Annotated in this window: 10 protein-coding genes and 1 pseudogene; 10 read left to right on the forward strand and 1 reads right to left on the reverse strand. The window is 25.4% G+C overall.

All coding sequences use genetic code 11. The features are described from left to right. The 6 genes from E6771_RS15775 to E6771_RS15800 form a co-directional block, all read left to right on the forward strand. Positions 1–611, forward strand: a 611-nt coding sequence (locus E6771_RS15775; protein ID WP_316092298.1) for a DNA topoisomerase, incomplete at its 5' end; no start/stop codon positions are given. Between the two features lie 380 nt (positions 612–991). Continuing rightward, a complete protein-coding gene (locus tag E6771_RS15780) occupies positions 992–2,611 on the forward strand; it encodes a hypothetical protein (protein WP_316092301.1) in 1,620 nt (539 codons plus the stop codon). A gap of 14 nt (positions 2,612–2,625) precedes the next feature. Next, entirely contained in the window at positions 2,626–2,769 is a 144-nt protein-coding gene (locus E6771_RS15785) for a hypothetical protein (protein WP_316092303.1), read from the forward strand. Continuing rightward, positions 2,756–2,995, forward strand: coding sequence for an ArdC family protein (locus E6771_RS15790; RefSeq protein ID WP_316092305.1), 240 nt, complete (start codon positions 2,756–2,758; stop codon positions 2,993–2,995). The genes E6771_RS15785 and E6771_RS15790 overlap by 14 nt, the downstream gene beginning before the upstream one ends. Then, positions 2,961–3,686 (forward strand): zincin-like metallopeptidase domain-containing protein, encoded by a 726-nt coding sequence (locus E6771_RS15795; protein ID WP_316092308.1) that lies wholly within the window; start codon positions 2,961–2,963, stop codon positions 3,684–3,686. Before E6771_RS15790 ends, E6771_RS15795 begins: the two co-directional genes overlap by 35 nt. 83 nt (positions 3,687–3,769) lie before the next feature. Further along, positions 3,770–3,997, forward strand: coding sequence for a hypothetical protein (locus E6771_RS15800; RefSeq protein WP_316092309.1), 228 nt, complete (start codon positions 3,770–3,772; stop codon positions 3,995–3,997). A 507-nt stretch (positions 3,998–4,504) separates the two neighbouring features. On the opposite strand, the pseudogene E6771_RS15805 reads toward E6771_RS15800, so the two are convergent. Beyond that, positions 4,505–8,013, reverse strand: a pseudogene (locus E6771_RS15805) (hypothetical protein). Positions 8,014–8,365: 352 nt separating this feature from the next. On the opposite strand from E6771_RS15805, the gene E6771_RS15815 reads away from it, so the two are divergent. The 4 genes from E6771_RS15815 to E6771_RS15830 all read left to right on the forward strand — a co-directional run bounded on the left by E6771_RS15815 (position 8,366) and on the right by E6771_RS15830 (position 11,960). Continuing rightward, on the forward strand, positions 8,366–8,983 hold the full coding sequence (locus tag E6771_RS15815; protein ID WP_316092314.1) for a hypothetical protein: 618 nt from the start codon (positions 8,366–8,368) through the stop codon (positions 8,981–8,983). Positions 8,984–10,033: 1,050 nt separating this feature from the next. Next, a complete protein-coding gene (locus E6771_RS15820; protein ID WP_316092316.1) occupies positions 10,034–10,249 on the forward strand; it encodes a hypothetical protein in 216 nt (71 codons plus the stop codon). Positions 10,250–10,354: 105 nt separating this feature from the next. Continuing rightward, a complete protein-coding gene (locus E6771_RS15825; protein ID WP_316092318.1) occupies positions 10,355–11,401 on the forward strand; it encodes a tetratricopeptide repeat protein in 1,047 nt (348 codons plus the stop codon). A gap of 142 nt (positions 11,402–11,543) precedes the next feature. Then, entirely contained in the window at positions 11,544–11,960 is a 417-nt protein-coding gene (locus E6771_RS15830; protein ID WP_316092319.1) for a tyrosine-type recombinase/integrase, read from the forward strand. Positions 11,961–11,990 lie beyond the last annotated feature (30 nt).

Genomic DNA, 11,990 nt, shown 5'->3' on the forward strand with positions numbered 1-11,990 from the left:
GAATTGAAATAGGAACAGAAGCAACTCGTACAGGAATTATTGAAACTTGTAAAAAAAGAGAATATATATCACAAAAAGCTTCTAATTACTCAATAGAAGTACTTGGAGAGAAATTAATAGAAAACTTAGATAAGTTAGAAATTAATTTATATGCTGACAAAACAGTAGAATTCTCAAAAATACTTAAAAAGATATATAAAGGAGAAGCCAAAGTAGAAGAAGCTATAGATATGACAGCAGAAGAACTAAAAGGAATAATATCTAAAGATATAGAACTTGAAAAAATAGATAGAAATGAGTTAAAAGAAGCACTTGGAGAGTGTCCTGTATGTAAAAAACCAGTTTATGAAGGAGAAAAAAACTTTTACTGTAGTGACTACAAAAATTGTGACTTTAAGCTATGGAAAAAAACTAAGAGATTTTCTGATGAACTTACAATGACAAAAGCAAAAGTAAAATCATTGTTAAGGGGAAAAAAAGCTGTATTTACACTTACTGGAAAAGAAAATAAAAAATTTGAAGGATATCTGAAGCTGGAAATAACAGAAAAAGATGGGAAGAAATATCCTAATCTAAAACTAGATGGATTTCCTGAAAAAAAGAAAAAATAATAAATACAATATCTTGGGCTAATTTGTGATTGGCCACAAGATATTAATACTATAATAGTGCTAAGTGGGAATTAAAAGAAGCCCCAAAGGGGCTTGAGGTTACTATTTGTTCTTATACCACCACCAAACAACAATGAAGAAAGCAATTGCAATTCCTCCATGAATTGAAAGTGAGTGAATATAGATGTACATAATAGTACCTCCTTATATAGTATTTAGTTCTGCCTTGTTCAAGGGCAGAATAAAAGCCCCCAAAAATTGAGGGCTGATATTCTGAACATGAATCTACTAAATACTACATAAGTGCCCCTAAGGGTCTTTCAACTTAATTATATCATATTTACCCAAAAAGTCAAAAAATATACAAGGAGGAAAGAAATATGGAATTTTTAGATAATATAAGTAATATGTTTAAAAAAGGAGAAAAAAAAGAAAACAAAGTAAATTTCAAAGGAAATAAAGATGGTTTTTGGAAGGAAGAAAACAGTGAAGGAACATATAAAAATGGAGTAAAAACTGGACTTTGGAAAGAAAATAGTTATTCAGAAGATGGTGGAATAATACAAAGTGAAGGTTATTATAAAGATGGAGAAAAAATAGGGATATGGGTAACTAGCTCTAATGAAGGAATAATGAAAATGAATTATATAATTGAAGGAGACAAAAGAACAGATCAAGAACTTTATGATAATGAAAAGGTAAAAACAGAAAGAATTTTTCTACAAGGAGAATATCCAGTACAGATAGAGGAAAAAGAGTATGATGAAAATGGAAATATAAAAAGTCATAAAATCTATACAGAAACAGGGGAACTAGAATCAACTACAAGCAGATATTACTTTGAAAATGGAGTATTGAGATTAGAAAAAACAGAAAAAATAACAGATACAGGAAGTATAGTAACATCAGAGGGTTATGAAAAAGATGGAATGTACAGTTCAAAGAAGATTGAATATAAAAATAAAGAAGGAGAAGTAGAACAAAGTAAATTTTTATCATATAGAGGAATGGAAAATTTAAGATATATTACAGATGAAAAATTTGAAAAAGAAGGAAGAACATCAAAATCTTTTAGTAAAACAGAAAGCTTCTATGGTTCAGGAAAAACAAAAAGTGAAGAAATATCTAAGAGAACAGAAACAGAGGCATTTGACAGTACAAAGTTATATAGAGAAGATGGGAAATTAATTTATGATTATGAAAAGGTAACAGGAAATGGGAAAATGAATACAATCTTAAATTTTTATGATAAAGAAGGTAATTCAGTAGGAGAAACAAAATATGATAGAGAAAATCATATTTTAGGAGTAGGGAAATATAATGAAAATGGAGAAAAAGAAGGATTTTGGGGAGAAGGATATTTTAATTCAACTGGTTATTATGGGCTATTAGAAATAAAAGATGTTGAAGACTTATTTAAACAAAGTGGAAGTTATACCAATGGGAAGAAAGAAGGTAAATGGAAATCTTATGATGATCATGAAATAGGAGATCCATATTCAACACAATGTCTGTATAGGACAGAAGCAGAGTATAAAGATGGGAAATTAAATGGAAAAGTAAGTGTTTTTTCCATTGATGGATATGGAGAAGAAAAAAAACTTTTAGATCTAGAGTATAAGGAAAATAGTTTAGTAAATTATAAATGTCATGATGATGTTCCTGAACATATAGAATTACCAAATAACAGTGATAGAACTCCTTGGCTTTCTCCTTGTAATGAAAAAGTTAATTTCAGTACTGGAGAATATGCACATAAAATAACTATAGAAGAAAATGGAAATACAATTATAGAAAACTATAAGGAAAATTTGCTTGAATCTAAACATATAATAGGGATTGAAGGAGATATAAAAAATTCAATAGAATATTGTAAAGATGGCAAAGTAATAAAAGAGATAGATAATCAAGAAAATAAACCAGGAAAAGAAGTTTTAGATAAGAGAAATCCATGGGCTAAAAGCAAAGGTAAAGATAAAGAATCTGAAAATGAGAGATAAAATGGAGGGGAATTATGAATAAGAAAATTGAAGAAGCAGCTGAAGAACATAAAAAATGGAAAAATAAAAAAATAATTGTAGAATATGGAGTTGCTGATGAAGGAGAAATAGTACCATCTTCAGATCTTGAAGGAGGGGCTGAAGATGGAAAAAAATAAAAAGTCTGCTTTTGAAATAGTAATGGAGGACAGAAAAGAAGTCGTAGATGAACTTATAAAAAGTATGGAAGAGGGATATGTAGCAACTAGACAACTGTGGGATAAAATGGCAGTACGACCACAAAATCCAGTTTCAGAAGTTTATTATAAAGGTGGAAATAGATTTAGGCTTAGTATGGCAGCAGTCAAAAATGGATATAAAGATCCAAGATGGCTGGCAGGTTAAAAAAGGAGAAAAAGGAGTTTTATGTGAAAAGTGGATCTTCTCCAAGACAGTAAAAGAAAAAGATGAAAAGGGCATTGAAATAGCTACTTCTATGTGTCCAATAAAAGAAGTTGGACAAGAAGAAGCATACTATAGTCCATCAAAAGATGAAATAGTATTACCACTACGAGAAAGTTTTAAAGATTCTGAATCTTTTTTATCTACTACTTTACATGAAATGGTACATAGTACAGGTCATGAAAGTAGACTTAATAGAGGTAAAGGGAATATGTTTGGAAGTCCTGAATATGCAAAAGAAGAGCTTGTAGCAGAATTAGGATCTGTTTTTTTACAAGGAGATCTAGGAATAAAACTAGAAGGAGAACATTTACAAGATCACAGTAATTATTTAAACTATTGGATAAAAACATTGAAAGAAGATTATCATGAACTTTTCAGAGCTTGTATAGAGGCTGAAAAGGGATCACAATTTCTCTATAGCAATTACCTGGAAAGAGAAAAAGAGCAGGTAAAAGCTCTTCAGGAAAAATTGGAGAATAAACCTTTAACAAAGCCACTAGATAAACTACAGGTAATTTTCCATTGGTCTGAAAATGACTTTGGATTAGCTGAAGACATGATAAAGAAAAAAATGAGATATCAGGATATGATAAAACTAAAATCAGTCTTTATTATGGTGGAGAATGTATAAAAGAAAAAATCAGAATAGATCTGGGAGATCTGGAGTTTGGAAAAGATACTCAAAAAGTTTCAGATGGACTGGAATATAGATTAATGTATTATGTAAAAGATGTGAGAGATAATGCTCATGAATATTCAGAAATGTCAGAAGTCCTATATGGAGAGAAAAAAAGCAAGGAAGAAATTCTTGCAGACACCAAAGAAATGGAAGATGAAATAAAGGATCTGATGAAAGACTTCAGAGAAAGAGAAAATAAATACTTGAAGAGTAAGGATCAGGAAGTAGAAAAAGAAAAAGCTTCAGGAAAGAAAAATCCCTGATGAGAAAATTTGTTAAAAAAGCAGGGACACCTGCCAGAGTGTCCCCACATAAAACTAATATAAGTTTTTAGATAATAACAAAAAGATTACTATCATAGTTAAAATTAATATGAACCTTTTCACTTAGCACCTCCTTTTACGAGATGTTCAGTTCAAAGGAGGAACTTAAATATTATAACATTGAATTTAATAAAAATCTATGTTATAATAAATTAGTTAAAGTTAATATGAAAAACAGGAACAAAAAGACAGGTATGCCAGTATCTGTCTTTTTTATATTATATAAAACATCTTTAAAATTAGCTAAGGATGCAGTCAAAAAGACACTCTTAAACAAGAGTGTCTCTGACATAGAAAAAAATCTGTTTTATACCATTTTCATTACAAAATATTAATATTTTAAGAATCTAAAATTTTTTCACACTCTTGAAAAATACTTTTCTTAAAAAAAGAGTTATCCAAGAGTAACCCTTTGATTTTATTGGAAAAGTTGTAAGTAAGGTCTAATTAATCTATAAATTTTTCTATGTATCTTTTTTTAGTTAAAACTTCATAAAATTCTTCCTTTTCATTAAAATTATCAATAAATTCTTTTTCTTGCAACTTTTGTAATAACTTTTCATTAAAATCTGTTTTAGCAATTATAAGAGTAAGCTCTTTTTTAAAAATATCATTATATTCTTTTAAACTCATAAATTTCAAATATTTTAGAACTTCTTTTTCATCATTTATTTCTTCTAATAAAGCTATTAAGAAGTTTAATTTTTTATCATCAGATACTTCATTGGAGCTAAAAATTCTTTTTCTTAACTCTGGAGAAGCAGCTAATAACATGTAATAATCATTATTTATATCTGCAATAGCTACTTCAAATATAATATTTTTTATATTATTATCATATTGACTGTATTCTCTTATGAGACTTTCAAATTCTTTTTGATCATAATTATTTTTTAAAATATATTCTTGGATACTTGAAGAATAATCCATATTTGTAATATGAATAGGATCATTTGAAAATTTTAGTAATTCTAATTTTACTCTTTCTTCAATATCGCTATTTGATAAAGTTATTAATAGTTCTTCTTGAGAAAAGATGCTTTCAGACATTATTTCAGTATATAAATTTATGTTATATATGATAAAATAATTTAAGTTGTCTTTATAATTTTCTCTAATTTTTTTTAAGTTTTCAGGGGTCATTCTTATAGTTTTCAATTCTATTAATATATCCATTTTTTCTTTAGAAATATTTTCTGGAAAATTTCCATCTTCATAATGCCATTTAAAAGATCCAATTATATTTTTATAGATACTATTTTTTAAACTATTGCATATTAAGACAGAATCAAAAAGCTTTTCGGCTATTTCTTCAGGGATAATCTCCTCTATATTTTTAAATGAAAGAGATTTTTTTTCCAAATTAATAAAATTTATTAAAGTATCACTTAATTCTTGTTTTTCATTGAAATATAAAATTATGTTTTCTTCTGAATATAAAATTTTTTCATTTAGTAATAGTTTATCCCAAAGAGAAATATATTCAATAGATGTAATGTTAGAAATAGTTGTTCTTAAAAGTTCAATATATTTTATTTTGTATTCTTCATTTATATTTTCATTATTTAAAAGCTTTAATATAACATGCTCTTCATCTTCTATAGTAGAATTACAATTTGCTAAAATAATTTCAACATATGAATTAATATTATTCTCAACATAATTATATAACTCTGAAGAACTGTTGTTATACATGCAAGTATAGTTTTTCTTGCTAATTTCATCATTTGATGTAATATCAAATATTTCCTTTAACATTAAACTTATATTATAAAAATTTAATTCATACATGGAATTTTTATATATTTCATTAAATAATTCCTTATTAGCAAGAGTATAGTTTATTTTTTTAAATTTTATATCTAGCACATTAAATTTTTCTATTAATTTATTTATATTAGGGTTTTCTATTTCTAAATAATCATCTTTTAATTCTATATATTCTTTTAAAATATTGTCTATATTAATATCGTCTAATAGACTTTCATCGGATGTGTATAAAGTAAGTATTGAATAGTAATGTTCTTCTTTCTTTGAGAATGAGTTGTTTTCTATTAACTCTTTAAAAAATTCTTTCCAAATAGAGTTTAAATTTTTAACCAAAAACTCCCCTTTTATACCTAAATTAAAAAACTCTTTAATAAAGCTAAAGTTTTTTGTTTCTTTCAATTGTGTAAGAAAAATAGTTAGTTTATTTTTTTCTTTATCATTTTCTAATAAATTTTCTAATAAATCAAAGTTTAATATTTCAATTTCTTCAAAGTCTATATCTCTTAACCTTTCAAGAATTAAATTAGAATTTTTCAATTTGTAATTGTATTCTTTTTTCTCTCTATCTAAAACACTACGTAAGAAAATCTTGTCTTCTTTTGATAAACTATTTTCATAAAAATATGTCATATAGTCAGAATAAGTTTCATCTAAATATCCAGTTCTTATTAAATATTTTAATAATTTAAAATAAGAATTTCCTTTCACATCATCAAATCTTTCTATATTATTCAGTTCATCTTTAACTTCCATTTCAAAAATGGTATTAATATTTTCTCTTGTTATAATTTTTTTTAAACTTTTATTTAATAATGTTTTTTTGTGATTTTCAATTTTTAATATTTTATTTTGAATTTCAGTTATTTTAGAGATTCTATTTTCATCAATAATATTTTTTCGTTCTGAATATTTAACTAAAAAATTTTTCTCTTCTACTGTTCTATAGGTTGCATACTTACCTTCTATATGGTTTTTTATTATATTTAGTTCATTTGTTGTTATTAAATATTCATCTTTTATTTTATTTATTTCTTCTTTAAGTGTTTCAGCTTTTTCATTAAGAGTTAGAACTTCACTAGCAATAAACTCTGATTTTTTAGCAAATAAATTATATACAAATCCTTGATTTAATTGTAACTCAGAAAAATCTTTTGGAAAAAGATTCTTATATATTATAATTCCAAGCATTTTATTACAATTTATTTCTATAACTTTAAGTTTTTCATAATAAATTTTAAATTCATTATAAACATTTTTTAATAAACGCATATCATCAATATATAAGGAAATATCTTGTAAAAAATATTTCTCTAATTTACTTGAATATTCCTCTCCAAATAATTCTAAAATTTTATTATATGAGTTAGAACTATCTATTACAGGTATAATTGGAATTATAAAATCAAAAAACTTAGTTCGGTCTTTAGATGTAAAAATGTCATCTTTTAACAGGTATAAAAATTTTAAAATTTTACCTTCAGTTTTTAAACGATTATTTACTAAAGTGTTGATTTCTCTTAATCTTCCAAAGATTTCTCCCATACCATAACGGTCTATATCTTCAAATACAATTACATCAACATTTGCTTCTTCAAATAAATAAAGAACTTCGTTTAAATATTTATCAAAAAAGGATTCATTACTATCTTCTGCTATTTCTATTTCATTTCCATTGAGATTTAATTTCTTAAAAATATTTTTAGTTTTTTGAATTTTTAATGCTTTATAAATAAAAATTCCTAACAAAAATGACAAACCTACAAAACTTAAGAATCTAAAGATATTAGTAGTTGAAAAAGTTAAACAAGGAAGATCTTTTAATATAAAGGCTTTCCATTTATAAAAATAAATATTATAAAACAATGCAAGAATAAGTAACATTATTAAAACAGTTGAAAAAAGTATTTCTCCCTTATCAATTTTTCTTTTTACTTTAAAGCAAGTTTGAGGTATTTTATCAACTGAAATTTGGTGTATTAATTGATTTAAAATTTTTGATTCTAAAGTATTTATATTTTCTTTTCTTGATTTTTATAGCTTTCAAGGACACTACTTTTTCCAGCACCATAACTCCCAGAGATGGCTATATTTTTTATATTGTTATTTTTTAAACTATAACTTATTGCTTCCTTATAAATATCCAAAGTAACATCATTTACAGGGCTTAGATCATAAAATTTACTCATATATCTCCTTTAAATAATCAATTAATTTAATTCACTTCAAGTTAAGTATAACATAAAAGAGAAGAGAATTCTTTCAAAATATTCTAGAGTAAGAACAGAAAGTACTAGGAAAGAAAAATCCCTGGGCAAAATCTAAAAATAAGGATAAAGAATCAGAAAATGAGAGATAATATGAGGGATTACTAGAAATAGTAGTCTTTTTTTATTTAGAAGTCATATCGTTTATAGAATATTATAAACAGAAAAATTATAAGAATGAAATCTTGTAGAGGACATATTCATTGACATATAAATTTTTTTAAATTATACTACTTTTAAAATATATTGATTAAAATGTGAGGGGGAATAGAAAATGTTAAGAACATTAGAAAAAATGGCAAGAATTGGAGAAAGAATTTATTTAAAAAAGGGTGATGATATTATAGAAATAAGTGCTTCAGCCAAAGAAGGAGAAGCTTTTTTAGTAACAAAATCTGGAAACATATTAAGAAACGATGGTGTAAAAGGTGTGCTAAAGCAATTCCTAAATTTAGGTTACTCTTTAACATTTGGAAAAGAAACAATAAAAGATTTGGCAAGTCATTTAGTAGCTCGTATTGAAAATGGAGAAAAAATAAGATTATATAAAGATTATAGTGATTCTAAAAATGAAATTTCTCATTTTTATAAAATAGTAATTAAAGAACGTGAGGATTTAGATGTAGTAGGAGTAAAAGAAATTAGAGCAAGAAGTTGGACTTTTAGTTTTCCATTAGATGAAAAATTTGAAAGAGAATTAACAGAAGATGAAAAATCGCTAAAAGTAAGTACTGAAAATGAAATAACAATCAAGAGTGAATTTATACATCATTTACATATAGTAGAGTTTATAGAAAAGCTTTTAAAAGAGAGCTACTTTCCAATATATAAAGAAGAATCTATTCCTGAAGAAGAAGAATATTTTGAATATTTATTAACATGGAAAGATTAAAAAGCTTATTTTTTAATCCAATAATTTAATTGAATAAAAATATCTATAGATAAAAAAGTCTGGTCCACTCATAGTAGTACCAGACTTTTAGAAAAAGCTTTCAAAATTATAATGCATGAAATTTATTATATAATTTATATTTTTGAAAATACACATAAAGTAAAAAAGAGAATGACACAAGTGTTATCCTCTTTTTATAAATCCATTATTTTTATTATTGGTGAAGAGTGTAAGATTCGAACTTACTGTGCAAGTCTATTCTAACTGATATTTTGGATTAGATTGATTAGAAAACTCTCCACTTGACTAAAGCACATATACCTACAATCCACATATAAATTCCCCCTTCAATATTTACAAACATATCAAAACTCATTTTAAACTCAAAAGTCATCTCAATAAATAAGCCTACATTACAAAGAAGAGAATCCAAAACAAAACCAAAACTACCAGATGAAAAAGCAATTTATTTTATTGTCATATCATAACACATTTTCTTTATAAAATCAAATTTTCTATATCGCCAAATAACAAGTCCGATAATTTAATGGATAAGAAAATAAAACCAATATCTATAATCAGAATTTTTTTACTTTTATGTCAATAGAAAAAATTAGTTTATTTTTTTCAATACTTGTCATAAGCTGGAAGTGACAAGTATTTTACCTAGTGAAATCAATACTAAAGTTTTATTTTGTTTTTCCTAATTGCTTTTACTTGCTATAAATACTATAATACAATTAATATGACAAGTATTGAAAAAATCTAATTTTTTATTAAATAGACTATAGAGTATCATATCATTACAAAAATATATTCTTGTTAAAAACATTCTTTTTTATTTCGATATTTTATCGGACTTTATTCTTTGTATCTAAAACACTTACTTATTCATTGAATTTACTTGCCATAAATGATAGAATGATAATATGTTTTTCAATATGTTTTATTCTCCAGGATAAAAAGATTGTTTGAATTATTATTTCGTTTTAATTTCCTGGAAGTATGTTTTTTTATTTCAATACAATAATTGATACTGGAGGAATATTAATGGCTACTTATAAAGAAATACAACAATATGTTAAAAATAAATATGGTTATTCTGTAAAGACTTGCTGGATTGCACATATGAAAGAATTATCAGGAATAAAAGTAAAAGTTTCACATAGAAGATATGATGAAAATGTAAGAACTAATCCTTGTCCTGAAAATAAAATGAAAGGTATAAAAGAAGCTTTCGTACATTTTGGAATGCTCAAAAAATAATTTATCTTCAGTAGTTAATTTTAAAAAATTTATGCATTAATTTATTTCTGAAGAAAAAATATAAATTCTTAAATTTTTATTAAAGATAGGATAAAGGGAGTAGTCATGAAAAAAATATTATTAGTATTTTTATTATTAGGATTATTTGGTGGCTGGATAGAAAAACCTAATGAAAAAGAAAAAGCTGAAGTATCCTCAGTTAATTTAAAAGAAGCTGAAATATATTATAACAAAGGAAACTCTAAGTTTGATTTAAGTGATTTTGAAGGAGCTATATTCAATTACAATAAAGCTATCAACTTAGATCCTAAGTATGCAGATATTTACTACAATAGAGGGCTTGCTAAATATAACTTAAAACAATATAAGGAAGCTATTTTAGATTATGATAAAGCTATTGAATTAGTACCTAAAGATTCAGTAGCATATTACAATAGGGGAAACTCTAAAGATGAATTAAAAGATTATGAAGGAGCAATTTCAGATTACACCAAAGCTATTAATTTAGATTCTAAATATGCAGATGCATACTACAATAGAGGTATTACTAAGAATAAATTAAACGATTATGAGGGAGCAATTTTAGATTACAGCAAGGTTATAGAATTAAACCCTAATGATGTAGATGCTTATTCTAATAGGGGAAGTGTCAGAAATGATTTAAAACAATATAAAGAAGCTATTTTAGACTATGATAAAGTTATTGAATTAAATCCTGATGATGCAGATGCATACTACAATAGAGGACTTACTAAAGATGCCTTAAAACAATATAAAGAAGCTATCTTAGATTATAACGAAGCTATTAAATTAGAGCCTAATAATGCAGAGGCATATAATAACAGAGGGAGTGCTAGAAATGATTTGAAACAGTATAAAGAAGCTATCTTAGATTATAATAAAGCTATTGAATTAAATTCTAATAAATCATTAGTATATTATAATAGAGGGCTTAGTAAATATGTCTTAGAATATTATATAGAAGCTATTTTAGATTTTGATAAAGCAATAAAGTTAGATCCTGACGGTGCAGATGCATATTATAATAGAGGACTTGCTAGATATAAGTTAAAAAATTATATAGGAGCTGATTCAGACTTTAAAAAAGCTAATGAATTAAATCCTGAACTTAAAAATCCATATAAGAATTAGAATTTATTGTATACAATCTCTTCCTGAAGGAAAATATATATAATTTCAAAGTTTATGAAAAAAATGGCTTTGTAAAATCAATTTTAAGAGCTTTTAAAAGCCATAGCCTACCTACAGTATACCTAATTTTTAAGGAGAAAAAATGGAAAGTGTAAAATATATAAAAGAAGATGATCTAAAAAGAATAAGGGAAGTACTGAAGTATAAAAATAAACCTGTTATCCTGGAACTTATAAATTTTGGTGTAAATGTAGCTCTTCGTATTTCAGATCTACAGAAGCTAAAATTTGAAGATATAACTAAAGATAATAAAATAATTCTTAGAGAACAGAAAACAGGAAAGACAAGAGAGATCCAGCTTAATAATACCTGTGTAAAATCTGTAGCAAACCTAAAGAAAGTTTATAAGGAATTAGGATATCCTATTGATTCAGGATATATTTTTAAGTCCCTTTATAGAAAATATGTAAAAGAAAAAGAAGATTATTATAGGGGTAGCTCCGATTTTTGTGGCTTTTTTCCCCAAATATTAAGCTATCTCAATAAAAGCAAGGATTAATAGTTTATAAAAAAAGAGATAATACCATCT

It is taken from the genome of Fusobacterium sp. (genome assembly GCF_032477075.1).
Taxonomy (GTDB): Bacteria; Fusobacteriota; Fusobacteriia; order Fusobacteriales; family Fusobacteriaceae; genus Fusobacterium_A.

What these genes read in the sequence shown, in the direction of transcription:
- E6771_RS15790 (WP_316092305.1), top strand. Translation starts at nt 2,756, where the DNA reads ATGGAAAAAAATAAAAAGTCTGCTTTTGAAATAGTAATGGAGGACAGA.
- E6771_RS15815 (WP_316092314.1), top strand. Translation starts at nt 8,366, where the DNA reads ATGTTAAGAACATTAGAAAAAATGGCAAGAATTGGAGAAAGAATTTAT.
- E6771_RS15795 (WP_316092308.1), top strand. Translation starts at nt 2,961, where the DNA reads ATGGATATAAAGATCCAAGATGGCTGGCAGGTTAAAAAAGGAGAAAAA.
- E6771_RS15780 (WP_316092301.1), top strand. Translation starts at nt 992, where the DNA reads ATGGAATTTTTAGATAATATAAGTAATATGTTTAAAAAAGGAGAAAAA.
- E6771_RS15830 (WP_316092319.1), top strand. Translation starts at nt 11,544, where the DNA reads ATGGAAAGTGTAAAATATATAAAAGAAGATGATCTAAAAAGAATAAGG.
- E6771_RS15820 (WP_316092316.1), top strand. Translation starts at nt 10,034, where the DNA reads ATGGCTACTTATAAAGAAATACAACAATATGTTAAAAATAAATATGGT.
- E6771_RS15785 (WP_316092303.1), top strand. Translation starts at nt 2,626, where the DNA reads ATGAATAAGAAAATTGAAGAAGCAGCTGAAGAACATAAAAAATGGAAA.
- E6771_RS15825 (WP_316092318.1), top strand. Translation starts at nt 10,355, where the DNA reads ATGAAAAAAATATTATTAGTATTTTTATTATTAGGATTATTTGGTGGC.
- E6771_RS15800 (WP_316092309.1), top strand. Translation starts at nt 3,770, where the DNA reads ATGTATTATGTAAAAGATGTGAGAGATAATGCTCATGAATATTCAGAA.